Origin of the sequence: Nocardioides litoris (genome assembly GCF_006346315.1) — a bacterium.
Lineage (GTDB): Bacteria > Actinomycetota > Actinomycetes > Propionibacteriales > Nocardioidaceae > Nocardioides > Nocardioides litoris.
This window is the reverse complement of the sequence record NZ_VDMR01000001.1, coordinates 684,998-699,514: the sequence shown is the minus strand read 5'-3', so window position 1 is coordinate 699,514 and position 14,517 is coordinate 684,998. Positions and strand designations below refer to the sequence as shown.

The following is a 14,517-nucleotide window of genomic DNA, read 5'->3' as shown; positions in this document are numbered from 1 at the left end:
GGCACCCATCCTGCCCGCCCAGGACGGCTCAGGCCGGGACGTGCCCGAAGTCGCCGCGCTGGAAGGAGCGGTAGGCCTCGAGGACCTCGTCCTTGGTGTTCATCACGAACGGCCCGGCCCAGGCCAGCGGCTCGCGGATGGGGCGTCCGCCGACCACGACCACGTCGAGCGTCGGCGAGCGGCTCTCCTGGCTGCCGTCGGCGGTGACGGTGAGGTAGTCGCCGGCGCCGAGGACGGCGGTCTGCCCGGTCCGGACGGAGGCGGCCTGGTCGCCGTCGCCGACGGAGCCGTGGCCGCCGAGCACGTAGACGAGGGCGTTGAAGTCGACGTCCCACGGCAGCTCGAGACGGGCGCCGGGCTCGACGGTGGCGTGGACGAGCGTCATCGGGGTGTGCGTGGCGCCGGGGCCGCCGTGGCCCGCGACCTCTCCGGCGATGACCCGCACGAGCGCGCCGGCGTCGGGGGTCGTGAGCAGGGAGACCTCGCGGGAGCGGATGTCCTGGTACTTCGGGGCGGTCATCTTGGCGTCACGGGGCAGGTTGACCCACAGCTGGATGCCGTGGAAGAGCCCGCCCTGCTGCACCAGCCACTCCGGCGGCGTCTCGATGTGCAGCAGCCCGGACCCGGCAGTCATCCACTGGGTGTCGCCGTTGGTGATCGACCCGCCGCCGCCGTGGGAGTCACGGTGGTCGAAGACGCCGTCGATGATGTAGGTGACGGTCTCGAAGCCGCGGTGCGGGTGCCACGGCGTGCCCTTGGGCTCGCCCGGCGCGTACTCCACCTCGCCCATCTGGTCCATCATGATGAACGGGTCGAGGCGGGCCAGGTCGATGCCGGCGAAGGCCCGGCGCACCGGGAACCCCTCCCCCTCGTGGCCCTGCGGGGCCGTGGTCACGCTCCACACCGGACGCGGCTGGTCACCCAGCCCGGGCGCGGGGATGCGGTCCAGGACGGTCAGGTCGTCGACGGTCTGTGCGGGCATGGCCACCAGTCTCCTCGGGTCGGCGCCGGCGGGCTCCAGCGTGCTGTCCGGTCCAACAGTAGTTGAAGCTTCTACATTCCCGGGGCTCGCTACGGTGAGCCGGTGAGCGCCAGCACCCCCGCCAGCAGCAGCCGGAGCCGCTACGACGTCGTCGTCGTGGGCGGCGGCCACAACGGCCTCGTCGCCGCGGCGTACGCCGCCCGCGCTGGCCTGTCGACGCTGGTGCTGGAGCGGCTGGACCACACCGGCGGCGCCGCGGTCTCGGCCGCGGCGTTCCCGGGCGTGCCGACCCGCCTGTCGCGCTACTCCTACCTCGTCTCGCTGATGCCCGAGCCGCTCATGGCCGACCTCGACCTCCAGGTCACCCTGTCGTCGCGGCGCACGGCGTCCTACACGCCCACGCTGCGCGACGGGAAGCCCGGCGGGCTGCTGGTCGAGCGCAACGAGAAGGAGCCGACCCGGGCGTCCTTCGCCGAGCTCACCGGCTCCGACGCCGAGCACGACGCCTGGCGCAGCTTCTACACCGAGGTGGCCGCGCTGGCCCGGGTGGTCGCGCCCACCCTGCTCCAGCCGCTGCCGTCCGAGCGCGACCTGCGCGAGCGCATCGACCCGACCACCTGGCGCGACGTCGTGCAGCGGCCGCTGGGCGAGGCCGTGGAGCGCCGGTTCCGCGACGACACCGTGCGCGGGGTCGTCGCCACCGACGCCCTGATCGGCACCTTCGCCTCCCTGCGCGACCCGTCGCTGGTGCAGAACCGCTGCTTCCTCTACCACCTGCTGGGCAACGGCACGGGCGAGTGGCGGGTGCCCGTGGGCGGCATGGGCGCGGTCACCGACGCCCTGCTGCGCACCGCCGTCGAGGCCGGCGCCGAGGTGCTGACCGAGGCGGGCGTCTCGGCGATCCGCACCGACGCCGCGGGTCCCGGTGCCGAGGTCACCTGGACCGCCGCCGACGGCTCGCAGCACACCGTCGCCGCCGACCACGTGCTGGCCAACGTCGCCCCCTGGGTGCTGCGCATCCTGCTCGGCGAGGAGCCCGACCCCGGCACCAAGCCCGAGGGGTCGCAGCTGAAGATCAACGTGCTGCTCGACCGGCTCCCCCGGCTGCGCTCCGGGGTCGACCCGGCCACCGCGTTCAGCGGCACGCTGCACCTCGCCGAGGACTACAGCCAGCTCGAGGCGGCGTACGCCGACGCCGCGGCCGGGCGCCTCCCGACGGTCCTGCCGGGCGAGGTCTACTGCCACTCGCTGACCGACCCGAGCATCCTGGGCGACGTGCCGCCGGGCACCCACACCCTGACCTACTTCGGCCTGCACACCCCGGCCTCGCTCTTCGACGCCGATCCCGACGGCACCCGCGACCTGGCCGTCGAGCGCGCCTTCGCCGCGCTCGACCAGCACCTCGTCGACCCGATCGCCACCTGCATCGCCCGCGACCCCGAGGGCCGGCCGTGCATCGAGGCCAAGATCCCGCAGGACGTCGAGCGCGACCTCGCCATGCCGGGCGGCCACATCTTCCACGGCGACCTGGAGTGGCCGTGGGCGGCCGGGCGCGCCCGTCTCGAGACCCCCGCCCAGCAGTGGGGCGTGCAGACCGACCACGACGCGGTGCTGCTGTGCGGCTCCGGCGCCCGCCGGGGCGGTGCGGTCTCGGGCCTCGGCGGCCACAACGCCGCCCAGGCCGTCCTCGCCTCACGCTGACCGGTCGGTGAGGCGGCTCACGCCCCTTCACCCCGATCGCGATTTCACGGGCCCGCCGCCCGCTGGTAACGTTCCGTCTCGCGCTCGACGCATGCGCCATTAGCTCAATTGGCAGAGCAGCTGACTCTTAATCAGCGGGTTCGGGGTTCGAGTCCCTGATGGCGTACCAGCACCGCAGGCCCTGTCCCACCGGGACAGGGCCTGCGGTCGTCTCCGGCGCGGGAGGCGTGGTCTAGCTCGCGACCTGGAGCGCCTTCACCTCGTCGCGCGCGGCGACGACCGCGGCACGCTGGCGGGTGACGACCTCGCGGAAGCCGGCGCTCAGGTCCTCCTCGAGCGCGTCGTCGTACTCCGAGATCGCGTGGTCCTCCCCGGTCAGCACGGCCTTCAGCACCCCCTCGGCGCTGTCGCCGGTCAGGGCGTCCTTCAACGACAGCCAGCCGCGGTGCACGGCCGCGGTGAGCGTCCCGCTCTTGTCCACGTCGTCGCCGTAGGCGTGTCCGAGGTCGACGATCTCGCGCTGGAAGTCCTTGCGCTGCTCGGAGAGCCGGTGCAGGACCGTCGCCCACGCGGCGTGGTCGCTGTCGCGCAGCTTGTCGGCGGCGTCGGCGAAGCCCTTCTCCCCGTCCTTCAGCGTCTCGACCAGTTCCTTGGCTGCCTTGGCGTCGTCGGTCATCTGGAGCTCCTTCGATCGGTGGTGTTGGCACCACCTTCCTCCGCGCCGCCGCCCTCACGGCACACCCACCGGACACCCGCACCCCACGCCCGGCCCCGCCGCTCAGCCGTGCTGCTGCCGGTAGCGCCGGGCCGCGGCCGGGTGCAGGTCGACCTCGCCGGTGTCCCACAGGCTCGCGGGCGCGAGGTACTGCAGGCCGCCGGAGGGCTGCGGCACCAGCTGCGGGCCGCGGGTGAGCAGGACGTCGACGAGCGGCCGCACGACCTCCTCGTCGAGGTCGGCGCGGCACAGCAGGAGGGCGGCCACGCCGGCCATGCCGACGTCGGGCTGGCCCCAGACGTCGCCCGGCAGCCGCACCCGCTGGTACGCCGCCCCGTCGGCCCGGGCCGCGTCGACGACCGAGGCGAGGTCGAGGGCCCGCATGGGGTGGGTCCGGGCCACGGCCAGGAGCTCGGGCGAGGGCCGACCGCCCCACCACAGCAGGGCGTCCACGGCCCCGCCGGCGAGGGCGACCACACCCGTGGAGCGCGGGCCGGGGCGCAGCCGGGCGTCGAGCCGGTCGACCAGCAGGCGCTCGGCGGTCTCGGCGGTGCCCGACCCGGCCAGCCCGGTGGCGACGAGGGCGCCGGCCAGGTCGGCGACGTCGCGCACCGGCGAGTCGGCGCGCACCAGGCAGTGCAGCGTCGTCTGGTAGAGCCGGGCCACGGCGCGGACGCCGCGGACCGCGGGGTCCCACGAGTCGGCCAGGGCCGGGGCGAGGTCGGCCGAGCCGGCCGCGAGGAGCCGCAGGTTCTCCACCGAACCCGCGGTGGCGACCACGTCGACGTCGCCGACGGCACCGGTGCGCCGCAGCTCGGCGGCCAGCAGCGACCCGAAGCGCAGGAAGGTGCCGCCGACCTCGCCACCGGCGACCACCAGGTCGGGCCGCGCCCGCGACCGGGGCGTCGCCGAGGCCACCGACCCGCCGACGCCGAGGAGCGCGGCCGACAGGCCGGCCGCGCGCAGCAGCCGCCGGCGGTCGAGCCGGGTCACGGGACTCACGACGCGGCCTCCGCCCGGGGCAGGTCGAGCACCACGGCGAGGCCGCCGAGGCGCGAGCGCTCGACGCGCATCGACCCGCCGTTGGCCCGGGCAAGGCGTCGACGAGCGCCAGGCCGAGCCCGGTCCCGGGGCGGTCGGCGTGGCGGGAGGAGCGCCAGAAGCGCTCCCCTGCGCGGCGCAGCTCCTCGTCGCCCAGCCCGGCACCGTCGTCCTCGACGCAGACCGTGGCGCGACCGACCCGACCCGGTCGGACGGACACCGCGCGCGGCCACCATGGCCGCGGCCCGCCTTCGCGCTCGCCGCCCGCGGCTACGGCCTCGGGTCGTGGGGCGAGATGGGCGCGGGCATGTTCCCGTTCCTCCTCGGCCTCCTCCTCGTGGCCCTCGGCATCGCGGTCGCGGTCGGCTTCGTGCGCGGCGGGGAGTGACCCCGGGCCTGACCCGGTTGCCGTGGCGGGCCATCGCCTGCGTCCTCGGCTCCGTCGTCGCCTTCGCCTACCTCGTCCCCGTCGCAGGCCTGGTCCTGGCGATCGCGGCCACCGCGATCACCAGCGCCCTGGCCTCACCGACGACCACCGTGGTCAAGGCGGTCCTCGCGACCGCCGGCATCACGGTCGCCTGCTACCTGATCTTCGTCGTCGGCCTGCAGCTGCGGCTGCCGCTGTTCGGCGCCTGAGGGGACGAGACGTGGACCTCCTCTCCAACCTCTCGCTCGGCCTGGAGACGGCGCTGCAGTGGGAGAACGTCCTGTTCTGCCTGGTCGGCGGGGCCCTCGGGACCGCGGTCGGCGTGCTGCCGGGCATCGGGCCCACCGCCACGATCGCGATGCTGCTGCCGGTCACCTTCTCCTTCGACAGCCCGACGACCGCGCTCAACATGCTCGCCGGCATCTACTACGGCGCCCAGTACGGCGGGTCGACGACCGCCATCCTCATCAACCTGCCCGGCGAGTCCTCCTCGGCGGTGACGGCCATCGACGGGCACGAGATGGCCCGTCGCGGGCGGGCCGGGGTCGCCCTGGCCACCGCCGCCCTCGGGTCGTTCGTGGCCGGCACGGTCGGGACGCTGGTCCTCCCGGCCGCCGCACCCCCGCTGGCCCAGGTGGCGCTGTCGTTCGGGTCGGCGGAGTACTTCGCGCTCGTCGTGCTCGGCCTGGTGATGTCGATCGCCCTGGCCCGCGGGTCGGTGCTGAAGGCGCTGGCGATGATCGCGCTCGGGATCCTGCTCGGCACCGTCGGCCAGGACCCTACACCGGCCAGCCCCGCTTCACCTTCGGCATCCCGGAGCTGTTCTCCGGGGTCAGCTTCGTCGCGCTCGCCGTCGGTGTCTTCGGCATCGCCGAGATCCTGCGCAACCTTCGCGACCCGCAGAGCCGCGGCGGCCTCGTGTCCGGCGTGAGCGGCCTGTGGCCCAGCCGGCACGACTTCCGGCGGATGCCCGGCCCGGTCGGCCGCGGCACCGTGATCGGCACGCTGCTCGGGATCCTGCCCGGCGGCGGCCACATCCTGGCCTCCTTCGCCTCCTACTCCGCGGAGAAGAAGCTCTCCCGCAACCCCCAGGAGTTCGGCCACGGCGCCCTCGAGGGCGTCGCGGGGCCGGAGTCGGCCGACAACGCGGCCGCCCAGACGTCGTTCATCCCGCTGCTCACCCTCGGCATCCCGTCCAACCCGGTGATGGCCCTGATGGTCGGCGCCTTCATCATCCAGGGCATCACGCCCGGCCCGAAGGTCATCGACGAGCAGCCGGAGCTGGTGTGGGGGCTGATCGTGTCGATTTTCATCGGCGACGCCCTGCTCGTGGCCCTCAACCTGCCGCTCATCGGGATCTGGGTGCGGATGCTCAAGACGCCGTACTGGATCCTCTTCCCGACCATCGTCGTCCTGGCCTCGATCGGCACCTACGCCGTGGGCCTGAACGCCTACCACGTGCTGATGATCGCGTTCTTCGCCTGCTCGGCTTCGTGCTGGTGCAGTGCGGCTGCGAGGCCGCTCCCCTGCTGCTCGGGTTCGTCCTCGGGCCGCTGCTGGAGGACAACTTCCGCCGGGCGATGCTCATCTCCCAGGGCGACCCGACGACGTTCATCACCCGGCCCCTGTCGGCCACCCTGCTCGCCGTCGCCGCGGTGGCCCTCATCGTCTCGGTGCTGCCGGTGATCCGCCGCAAGCGCGACGTCGTCTTCGTCGAGGACGACTGACCCCCGTGCCCGCACGCCCCGCCCCCTCGACCCCAGGAGACCCCTCATGACCGTCGTCATCGCCCTCGCCACGGACGCCGCGGCCGACCCCGTGCTCGAGACGGGCCTGCGGTACGCCGGCCTGCTCGGCGTCCCCGCCCACGTCGTCAACGTGGCCACTGCCGACAAGCCGCTGCAGGAGCGCACCGCGACCCCCGACGAGCTCGCCGACCTGCAGGCCCGGGTGGCCGCAGCCGGCGTGCCCGCGACGGTCGAGCAGGTCTGCGACCCCGATGCCGCGGGGACGGTGCTGGCCCGCGCCGCCGAGCTCGACGCCTCGCTGATCGTCATCGGCGTGCGCAAGCGCAGCCCCGTGGGCAAGCTCCTGCTCGGGAGCGTGTCGCAGTCGGTGATCCTCGAGTCCGAGGTGCCGGTGCTGGCCGTCAAGCCCTGACGCGGGGCGGCGACCCGGCTGTGCCGGGCCGCCCCGGGGGACCGTCAGGAAGCGCCGCAGGCCCCGTCCACCCGGACGGGGCCTGCGGTCCGCGGTCTGCGGTGGGGGTCGCTCAGGACCAGGTGACGGGCTCGCCCAGGATCAGGCTGTAGTCGTCGCCCTCGGCGAAGGCGGCGGTGGTGATGGGGGTCTTGGAGACCACGATGTTGCAGTTGGTGTAGCTGGCGCCGTCCCAGTCGGTCGGGGCGTCCTCGTCCTCGCAGCCCGCGGGACCCGAGGTGAAGTTGATGAACTGCGCGCCCGGGGTGCCCCCGGCGTCGATGCCGTCGACGCTCAGGCTGAGGCCCGCGAGGCCCTCGGCGTTCTCGACCCCGGCGATGTCGTAGGTGATGTACCACGGGGTCTGGCCCTCGCCACCCTCGACGCCCTCCAGGATCGCCGGGTCCCCCTTCTCGATGCCGGTCACGGTCACGGTCACCACGCCCTCGTTGCCCGCGAAGTCGGCCGGCACGGTGGCGGTGTCGCCGAACGACAGCTCCTCGCCCGGCGGCGTGATCTCGGCCGCGGAGGCGCCGCCCTGCTCGGGGGCCTCCGACTCGGCCGTCTCGGTCTCGGTGGGGGTCTCGGTCTCGGTGGACTCCGACTCGGTCGGGGTCTCGCTGGGGGTCTCGCTCGGGGCCTCGGACGCCGTGGTCTCGGGCTCCTCGTCGCCACCGCAGGCGGTGGCGCCGAAGGCGAGCAGGAGGGTGGCGCCGGCAGCGGCGACACCGCGGGACAGGTCTCGGGACAGACGCATGATCATCGCTCTCGTGGTGGGGAGGGTGCCGGTGGTGAGGACCGGCGCCCGCCTCGACTACCCCCGACCCCGCGAGGCAAACGTCGCGCCCCAGGTGACCCACCTGCCACATCGAGGTGGAACGATCCCGTCGTGACCCGACCGACCCGAGGCCCCCAGGTCGGTCGCCCGCGGGCGGTGCTGCTGGTCGCCCTCGCGCTGGCCGCGGTCGTCGACCTCGGGGCGTTCGTGGGCGTGCAGGCCGGCGGGCCGTCGCAGGGCCCGGAGCCGCAGCCGTCCGGAGCGGCGGGGCCCGGCCCCGAGGAGGTCGCGGCGGAGGTCGTGCGGGCCGTGGCGGACGCCGACTGCGCCGACCTGGCGCCGCTGCTCGACCCCGCCGCGGACCTGCCGTACGCCGTCACGAGCTGCCTCGACGGCACCGCCCAGCCCCAGCCGGTCGACGACGTGGTGGCAGCCCCGGCGGAGGTCGACGGCGACCGCGCGACCGTGCGGGTCGAGCTGGCGACGGGGGGCACGACCTCGGCGCTCGGGGCCACGCTGCGTCGCGCCGACGGGGCCTGGCGGCTGGACGGGCTCGCGCCCCTCGGCTGACCCCGTCGGGCGGCGCGTCAGATGCCCGTGGAGGTGCTCGGCCCGCCGGTCCCGTCGGCGTGGTCGGAGCCGACCCGCTCCTTGGCGGCGTCGACGGCCTCGGCGGCCTTGTCCTTGGCCGCGGCGGCCGCGGTGGCGGCGACCTCGCCGGCCTTCTCCTTCGCCGAGCCCGCAGCGGACTGGACCCGCGGGTTGTCGGCGACCTTCTGGGCCTGGGCCCGGATCTGCTCGTAGCGGTCCCGCCCGGCGCGGGCGCCGACGACGTACCCGGCGGCGAAGATGACAGCGACGGTGAGCTTGGACATGGGGGTCCTCTCCTCGGTGGACGGACCGCCCAGTCTGCTCACCCCGCGCGCGGCGCCGCACCGCGCGCGGGGGTGGTACGGCACCTCCCCCGGGTCAGCCCCCGGTCAGCGTCCGGTCAGCGTCCGCGCAGCCGCTCGACGCGCAGCATCTGGCGCCGCTGCTGCCGCTCGGTCCAGGCGAACCGGACCCACCTCTCCTGGGAGAACAGCCGCGTCTGGTCGGAGGAGAAGCGCGAGCGCGGGTCCTCCGACTGCCCGTAGGTGAGGATCGTGCGCGCGTCGACGCCGCGCCGGCCGGTGAAGGCGATGGCCTGGATGTGCGAGGACCCGTAGGTGACCGGGCGGAAGCGGCGGCCGTTGGCCGACGGCTCGTAGGCGGCCAGGGCGTTGGCGTTGCCGGCGTCGTCGCCGTTGCCGCCACCGAGCGGCAGCGCGGGTGCGCCGCGGTCGCCGGCGACCTGCAGGCTGCCCCAGGGCGCGTCGAACGCGACCCCCCGGCGGCGCAGCGCCGCGATGGCGTCGCGCATCGCGGCCACCACCTGCGGGTTGGCGTCTGCCAGGTCGCGCGGCGTGCCGAGCGGGTCGGCCGCGCTGAACGGCACCACCCACAGCCCGGACTCCGGCACCCGCTGCAGGAAGGCCTCGAAGAGGTGGTTGCCGACCGACGTCCGGTCGGAGTGGCCGTCCCAGGCGCGCAGCACCGCGCACGCCCGCGTCTCCCCCGTGGCCGCGCAGACGCGGTCGAGGTCGCCGCCGACGCGCATCACCTCGGCCGCACGCACCCGGTTCTCGTGCTGGTGGCGGGCCAGGGAGGTCGGCGTCTCCTTGCGGCCGCTGCGCAGCCGGTCGATGACGTACTGCGAGACCATCCGGGTGCGCATCGTCCGCTCGCAGCGCTCGCAGCCGATGATCGTGGGGTAGCCCTCGAGCCGGGAGGCGGGGTTGGGCAACCAGTAGGAGTCGTTGGCGTTCACCACCCAGTCGCGGCGCACGACGGCGGGCAGCCGCTTCGGGCCGAGGATGCCCGGGCGCTGGGCGTCGGCGTCGGCGCCCCACGCGCAGTCGCCGCCCGCGCGGCCGCCGTCGAGGCCGGGCAGCCCGGCGACCTGGTCGAGGACGAGGCCGACCGCGGTGAGGCAGCGCTGCTTCATCTCGTTGGTGACGTGCGGGACGACCGAGTGGTCGGCGTACAGGACGTCGCCGCGGCGGTCGGCGGCGGTGGTGTTGACCCAGGGCATGCCGCCGCCGCGGTCCTGGCGGCGCAGCAGGTCGCGGACGCTGGTCGCCCTGCCCATCTGCAGGAAGGTGTCGACGGTGCGCAGGTGCTCGGCGTTGGCGTCGCGGATGGCCCAGACGCTGAGCGCGTTCCACGGCATCAGCGTGGCGGGCGAGTCGACGACGTAGCCCTCGTCGGTGCGCCAGACGTCCTCGGTGACGGTGCGCAGGCGACCGTCGGAGCCACGGACGGTGACCTTGACCGGCCGGCGCTGCAGCTCCTTCACCCCGGAGGTGGTCAGGTAGCTGGTGCGGCCGAGCAGCCGGTACTCGTAGGGCGTGAACCGGTAGGCCGTGGACACGGTGTGGCTCCAGGCGACGGACTTGTTCCAGCCGATGTTGACCGCGGGCGAGCCGATGAGCGAGGCGCCGGCGACGTCGTACCTGCCGGGGATGGTCAGGTGCTGCTGCGTGAACCGGTAGCGGCCGCGCCACGGGAAGTGCGGGTTGCCCAGCACCATGCCGCGGCCGGTGGAGGTGGAGGCGCCTCCGACGGCGGTGGCGTTGGAGCCGAAGGGGCGCTGCGGGTCGCGGCCCAGCGCGCGCAGCAGCGCGTCCTCGTCGACCTGCTCGGCCCTGACCGGCAGCTCGGGCAGGCCCGGGTCGCCGAGGGTCGGCGGCGCGGCGTCGGCGATCTCCTTGACGAACACGCCGGTCGAGGCGAGCAGGTTGGCCAGGTAGACGCCGTACCAGAGGTCCAGGGCGGTCAGGGTCGGCCTCAGGTAGCCGGCGCCCTTGCAGGCCGGGTCGGTGACGCGCTGGGTGCGCAACCAGCGGTTGACGCCCGCGACGTACCCCTTGACCATCGCGCGCGTCTCGGCGCCGGGCCCCGCGCGGCCGGCCAGCAGCTTCTCCACCACGCGGCGGGCGTGGATGTCGCCGACGACGGTGTCGACCTGGAGGTTGGTGCCGTTCATCGACACCTGGTCGTCGTAGTCACCGCCCGGGCCGAACCAGCGGGACCGGTGGCCGCGGCCGGTCACCACCGTGTCCATCAGCGTGCAGATCGACGACTCCGCGGCGGCGTACCCGCTGCCGTACCCGAGGGAGCCGAACGACCGCGCCCGGATGTGCGGGACGCCGTGCCGGGTCCACCGGATCGTGGCGTCGTAGCGGGGGCGGCGGCGCTCGGCGGGAGCGGTGGTGGCCGGGGCAGCGGGGGCCGCCGCGGTGGCCTGACCGGTCGAGACGGCGGCGGGCAGGGCCACGGGCATCGCGACGCCCAGGGGCAGCAGCAGGACCGCGAGCGTGGCGGGCAGGAGACGACGCATGCCGTCCCAACGCGCGGGGTGTGACCGTGGTTACGGTCGAGCGGGGCTCAGAGGTAGAGCCCGGCCGCCTCGTCGCCGAGCCGGTCGGCGGCGACGGCGTGCACGTCGCGCTCGCGCATGACGACGTAGGTGTCGCCGTGCACCTCGACCTCGGCCTTGTCGTCGGGGTCGAAGAGCACCCGGTCGCCGACCTCGACGGCGCGGGCGTGCGGCCCGACGGCGACGACGCGGGCCCAGGCGAGCCGCCGGGCGCCCATCGCGGCCGTGGCCGGGATGACGATGCCGCCGGAGGAGCGCCGCTCCCCCGCCTCGCTGTCGACCTCGCACAGGACGCGGTCGTGCAGCATCTTGATGGGGTGCTTGTCGGCCCCGCCGGTCGGCGCCACGGTCAGCGGGTGACGCGCCGGAGCACCACGAGGACGACGACGGTGCCGACGACGATGCCGACAGTCTTGAGGATGTTGTCGGTGCGGGGCTCGCCGGACCCGAGGTCGACGTAGTGGCCCTTGATCGAGGCCACCTCGCGGCTGACGATCGTCTTGGGGTGCGAGCGGTGGAGCAGCTGGTCGATGGTGCCGGCCAGGCGCTCCCGGGTCGCCTCGATCTCGCGCTCGAGGTCGGCGGGCTCGTTGTTCACCGGGGCAGGCTATCCGAGTCGACGACCGGCTGCGCGGCCCGGGCCGTCGGGAGGAGCGCGGGGTCGACGGTGCGCGGGTCGAAGCCGAACGGCAGCTCCAGGCGGTGGGCCCGCATGAGCGCGTCGTCGGTCAGCACGTCGTACGTCGCCCCGTCGGCGACGACCTGGCCCTCGGCCAGCACCACCGAGCGCGGGCACAGCTCGAGGGCGTAGGGCAGGTCGTGGGTGACCATCAAGACGGTGACGTCGAGGGCGCGCAGGATGTCGGCCAGCTCGCGCCGGGAGGCGGGGTCGAGGTTGGACGACGGTTCGTCCAGCACGAGCACGTCGGGCTCCATGGCGAGCACGGTTGCGACCGCGACCCGGCGCCGCTGGCCGAAGGACAGGTGGTGGGGCGGCCGGTCGAGGTGCTCGGTCATGCCGACCTGGTCGAGCGCGCGGCGCACCCGCGCGTCGAGCTCGGCGCCCCGCAGGCCGAGGTTGGCCGGCCCGAAGGCGACGTCGTCGCGGACGCTGCCCATGAACAGCTGGTCGTCGGGGTCCTGGAAGACGATGCCGACGCGGCGCCGCACCTCGGCCAGGTGGCGCTTCTCGACCGGCAGCCCACCGACGGTGACCGACCCGGCGCCGGCGGTGAGGACGCCGTTGAGGTGCAGCACCAGCGTCGTCTTGCCGGCACCGTTGGGGCCGAGGAGGGCGACGCGCTCGCCGCGGTGGACGTGCAGGTCGACGCCGTACAGCGCCTGGTGGCCGTCGGGGTAGGCGTAGGCCAGGCCCCGGACGTCGAGGACGGGGGTGCTCACTCGGCTCGTCCCGGGGGCAGCGTGCCGGTGTAGCCGCGCGAGAGCATCGCGAGGTGGACGCGCTCGCCGCGCTCGAAGCTGCGGATGAACAACGCTCCGGCCGAGCGGGCCAGCACCGGCCACTGGCGCGGGTCGCGGGCAGAGAACCCGCGCGACTCCCGCGCCACCTTCATCCGGCGCAGGTCGTCGGTGACGACCTCGAGGTAGCGGACCATGAAGCCCATGATCTGCACGAGCAGCGACGGGACGCGCAGCCGGGTCAGCCCGCGGAGCAGGTCCTGGGCCTCGGTGGTGGCGGCGAGCGTCAGGCTGGCCAGCACGCCGAGGGTGGCCGAGACGAGCAGCTTGGCCCCGGCGTGGAGGCCGGACTCGCTGACCTCGACCCCGAGCAGCTCGGTGCGCGGCCCGTGGGCGACCAGGGGCAGCAGCACGGCGGACACGACCACCGGGGTCTCGACGACCATCCGCTTGAGCAGGTAGGTCGGCGGCACCCGGCTGGACGCGACGACCCCGGCCAGCAGCAGCGCGGCCGCGACGAGGGCCGGCCACCACGACAGCGGCAGCGCCACCACGCCGAGCATGTAGACGACGAGGGCGACGACCTTCAGGTGCGCCGGGGCGCGGTGGACCGGCGAGTGGCCGTGGAAGTGCAGACGGTGCCCGTGCGCTCCCCCCACCGGGTCAGGCCCGGGGAGCGGTGTCGTCGGTCTCGGACGCCGTACGACGCACCAGCAGCGTCACGCCGCTGCCGAGCGCGAGCACGACGAGGACGCCGACCACGCCGGCCAGGCCGCCGGAGAGCCGCTCGTTGCCGAGGCCGGCGTCGTAGCCGGCGAGCGGGCTGTCGGCGGTGGCGTGGTCGGTCTCGGTGTCGGCGAACCCCTGGTCCTCGGAGACCTTGGTCAGTCCGTCGGGGGTGGAGGCGGCGTAGAAGCTGACGACGCCGGCGAGCAGCAGCGAGACGACCAGGACGCCCCAGGCGACCGCGCGGGTGGACGGACGGCGGGTCACGCCGGGGTCCCGGTGGCGGTGGCCTTGGCCGGTCGGACCTCGAGGGTGCGGGCGGCCAGGACCGGCCAGGCGCCCCGGACGAGGTCAGGTCGGACGGCGAGGATGCTGCCGACGGCCAGGAAGGTGATGACGCCCTCGCCGAGGCCGATGAGCAGGTGGACCCCGACCATGGCGCCGGTGAGCGTGCCGAGCGGGATGTCGGCGGTGCCGCCGACGGCGTACAGGCCGACGAAGACGAGAGAGGCCACGGGCACGCTGACGAAGGCCGCGACCCCGGCCGCGACCGGCACCCAGCCCAGCGTCTTGGGCAGCACGGCCTGCAGGCCGCGGAAGACCAGCCAGCCGACGGCGACCGTCGTCAGGCCCATGAGGACGATGTTGGTGCCGAGCGCGGTGATGCCGCCGTCGGCGAACAGCAGGGCCTGCACGGCGAACACGACGCTGGTCACCAGCACGCCGGTCCAGGGCCCCACCAGCACCGCGGCGATGGCGCCGCCCATGAGGTGGCCGCTGGTGCCGCCCGCGACCGGGAAGTTCAGCATCTGGGTGGCGAAGACGAAAGCCGCGACCAGGCCGGCGAGCGGCGCGGTGCGGTCGTCGAGCTCGTGGCGGGCCTTGCGCAGCGCGACGCCGATCCCGACCGCGGCGACGACACCGGTGGCCACCGAGGTGGGGGCGTCCAGGAACCCGTCCGGGACGTGCATGGGCTGCTCCTCAGGCTAGGTTCGACGCGGCCGGTACCCACCATAGGTTGCTGCGAACTCCTCGCAACAGCACCCCTCTCCCGGACAGGAGCTGCCCC

General features: G+C 74.6%; 17 protein-coding genes, 1 tRNA gene and 2 pseudogenes. 7 read left to right on the top strand and 13 right to left on the bottom strand.

Annotated elements, in window-relative coordinates:
* Positions 1-28: 28 nt before the first annotated feature.
* Positions 29-982 carry a pirin family protein gene (locus FJQ57_RS03480; protein ID WP_139977821.1) on the bottom strand — a complete coding sequence of 318 codons (954 nt, stop codon included), beginning with the start codon at positions 980-982 and terminating at the stop codon, positions 29-31.
* Between the two features lie 102 nt (positions 983-1,084).
* On the opposite strand from FJQ57_RS03480, the gene FJQ57_RS03475 reads away from it, so the two are divergent.
* Both FJQ57_RS03475 and FJQ57_RS03470 read left to right on the top strand, forming a co-directional pair.
* Positions 1,085-2,683 (top strand): phytoene desaturase family protein, encoded by a 1,599-nt coding sequence (locus FJQ57_RS03475; protein ID WP_139977820.1) that lies wholly within the window; start codon positions 1,085-1,087, stop codon positions 2,681-2,683.
* 93 nt (positions 2,684-2,776) lie between these two features.
* Positions 2,777-2,852: transfer RNA gene (locus FJQ57_RS03470), tRNA-Lys, on the top strand.
* A 63-nt stretch (positions 2,853-2,915) separates the two neighbouring features.
* Here the strand turns inward: FJQ57_RS03470 and FJQ57_RS03465 are convergent.
* The 3 genes and pseudogenes from FJQ57_RS03465 to FJQ57_RS23745 all read right to left on the bottom strand — a co-directional run.
* On the bottom strand, positions 2,916-3,359 hold the full coding sequence (locus tag FJQ57_RS03465) for a ferritin-like domain-containing protein (RefSeq protein WP_139977819.1): 444 nt from the start codon (positions 3,357-3,359) through the stop codon (positions 2,916-2,918).
* A 102-nt stretch (positions 3,360-3,461) separates the two neighbouring features.
* Positions 3,462-4,400 (bottom strand): TAXI family TRAP transporter solute-binding subunit, encoded by a 939-nt coding sequence (locus tag FJQ57_RS03460; RefSeq protein ID WP_170219255.1) that lies wholly within the window; start codon positions 4,398-4,400, stop codon positions 3,462-3,464.
* Positions 4,401-4,554: 154 nt separating this feature from the next.
* Positions 4,555-4,659: pseudogene (locus FJQ57_RS23745) on the bottom strand (hypothetical protein); the annotation flags it as partial.
* Positions 4,660-4,823: 164 nt separating this feature from the next.
* On the opposite strand from FJQ57_RS23745, the gene FJQ57_RS03455 reads away from it, so the two are divergent.
* The 4 genes and pseudogenes from FJQ57_RS03455 (at position 4,824) to FJQ57_RS03445 (ending at position 7,026) form a co-directional block, all read left to right on the top strand.
* Complete coding sequence (locus FJQ57_RS03455) at positions 4,824-5,075, top strand: tripartite tricarboxylate transporter TctB family protein (protein WP_170219253.1); 252 nt, start codon at positions 4,824-4,826, stop codon at positions 5,073-5,075.
* A gap of 11 nt (positions 5,076-5,086) precedes the next feature.
* Positions 5,087-6,291 (top strand): annotated as a pseudogene (locus tag FJQ57_RS23740) (tripartite tricarboxylate transporter permease); the annotation flags it as partial.
* A 68-nt stretch (positions 6,292-6,359) separates the two neighbouring features.
* Positions 6,360-6,593, top strand: coding sequence for a hypothetical protein (locus tag FJQ57_RS23215; protein WP_246081563.1), 234 nt, complete (start codon positions 6,360-6,362; stop codon positions 6,591-6,593).
* 46 nt (positions 6,594-6,639) lie between these two features.
* A complete protein-coding gene (locus FJQ57_RS03445; RefSeq protein ID WP_139977816.1) occupies positions 6,640-7,026 on the top strand; it encodes a universal stress protein in 387 nt (128 codons plus the stop codon).
* A gap of 112 nt (positions 7,027-7,138) precedes the next feature.
* Here the strand turns inward: FJQ57_RS03445 and FJQ57_RS03440 are convergent, their stop codons facing one another.
* Positions 7,139-7,822 carry a hypothetical protein gene (locus FJQ57_RS03440; RefSeq protein WP_139977815.1) on the bottom strand — a complete coding sequence of 228 codons (684 nt, stop codon included), beginning with the start codon at positions 7,820-7,822 and terminating at the stop codon, positions 7,139-7,141.
* Between the two features lie 132 nt (positions 7,823-7,954).
* Between FJQ57_RS03440 and FJQ57_RS03435 the strand changes: the two genes are divergently transcribed.
* Entirely contained in the window at positions 7,955-8,413 is a 459-nt protein-coding gene (locus tag FJQ57_RS03435; RefSeq protein ID WP_139977814.1) for a hypothetical protein, read from the top strand.
* Between the two features lie 17 nt (positions 8,414-8,430).
* Here FJQ57_RS03435 and FJQ57_RS03430 read toward each other — a convergent pair whose 3' ends face one another.
* The 8 genes from FJQ57_RS03430 to FJQ57_RS03395 form a co-directional block, all read right to left on the bottom strand.
* The gene (locus FJQ57_RS03430; RefSeq protein WP_139977813.1) at positions 8,431-8,718 is read right to left on the bottom strand and encodes a hypothetical protein; all 288 of its coding nucleotides are present in this window, start codon (positions 8,716-8,718) and stop codon (positions 8,431-8,433) included.
* Positions 8,719-8,834: 116 nt separating this feature from the next.
* On the bottom strand, positions 8,835-11,264 hold the full coding sequence (locus tag FJQ57_RS03425; protein WP_139977812.1) for a penicillin acylase family protein: 2,430 nt from the start codon (positions 11,262-11,264) through the stop codon (positions 8,835-8,837).
* Between the two features lie 47 nt (positions 11,265-11,311).
* Positions 11,312-11,611, bottom strand: coding sequence for a GroES family chaperonin (locus FJQ57_RS03420; protein WP_139978982.1), 300 nt, complete (start codon positions 11,609-11,611; stop codon positions 11,312-11,314).
* 41 nt (positions 11,612-11,652) lie between these two features.
* Complete coding sequence (locus FJQ57_RS03415) at positions 11,653-11,901, bottom strand: DUF3618 domain-containing protein (protein WP_139977811.1); 249 nt, start codon at positions 11,899-11,901, stop codon at positions 11,653-11,655.
* Entirely contained in the window at positions 11,898-12,704 is an 807-nt protein-coding gene (locus FJQ57_RS03410) for an energy-coupling factor ABC transporter ATP-binding protein (protein WP_139977810.1), read from the bottom strand. The genes FJQ57_RS03415 and FJQ57_RS03410 overlap by 4 nt, the downstream gene beginning before the upstream one ends.
* Positions 12,701-13,381, bottom strand: a complete 681-nt coding sequence (cbiQ, locus tag FJQ57_RS03405; protein WP_139977809.1) for a cobalt ECF transporter T component CbiQ — start codon at positions 13,379-13,381, stop codon at positions 12,701-12,703. Before cbiQ ends, FJQ57_RS03410 begins: the two co-directional genes overlap by 4 nt.
* A 4-nt stretch (positions 13,382-13,385) precedes the next feature.
* The gene (locus FJQ57_RS03400) at positions 13,386-13,715 is read right to left on the bottom strand and encodes a PDGLE domain-containing protein (protein ID WP_139977808.1); all 330 of its coding nucleotides are present in this window, start codon (positions 13,713-13,715) and stop codon (positions 13,386-13,388) included.
* Positions 13,712-14,419 (bottom strand): energy-coupling factor ABC transporter permease, encoded by a 708-nt coding sequence (locus FJQ57_RS03395; protein ID WP_139977807.1) that lies wholly within the window; start codon positions 14,417-14,419, stop codon positions 13,712-13,714. Before FJQ57_RS03395 ends, FJQ57_RS03400 begins: the two co-directional genes overlap by 4 nt.
* Between the last annotated feature and the right edge of the window lie 98 nt (positions 14,420-14,517).

Excerpts from the sequence above, each read along its gene's own strand:
- FJQ57_RS03430 (WP_139977813.1), bottom strand. The coding sequence starts at position 8,718 with ATGTCCAAGCTCACCGTCGCTGTCATCTTCGCCGCCGGGTACGTCGTC.
- FJQ57_RS03420 (WP_139978982.1), bottom strand. The coding sequence starts at position 11,611 with ATGCTGCACGACCGCGTCCTGTGCGAGGTCGACAGCGAGGCGGGGGAG.
- FJQ57_RS03395 (WP_139977807.1), bottom strand. The coding sequence starts at position 14,419 with ATGCACGTCCCGGACGGGTTCCTGGACGCCCCCACCTCGGTGGCCACC.
- FJQ57_RS03425 (WP_139977812.1), bottom strand. The coding sequence starts at position 11,264 with ATGCGTCGTCTCCTGCCCGCCACGCTCGCGGTCCTGCTGCTGCCCCTG.
- FJQ57_RS03465 (WP_139977819.1), bottom strand. The coding sequence starts at position 3,359 with ATGACCGACGACGCCAAGGCAGCCAAGGAACTGGTCGAGACGCTGAAG.
- FJQ57_RS03440 (WP_139977815.1), bottom strand. The coding sequence starts at position 7,822 with ATGCGTCTGTCCCGAGACCTGTCCCGCGGTGTCGCCGCTGCCGGCGCC.
- FJQ57_RS03445 (WP_139977816.1), top strand. The coding sequence starts at position 6,640 with ATGACCGTCGTCATCGCCCTCGCCACGGACGCCGCGGCCGACCCCGTG.
- FJQ57_RS03480 (WP_139977821.1), bottom strand. The coding sequence starts at position 982 with ATGCCCGCACAGACCGTCGACGACCTGACCGTCCTGGACCGCATCCCC.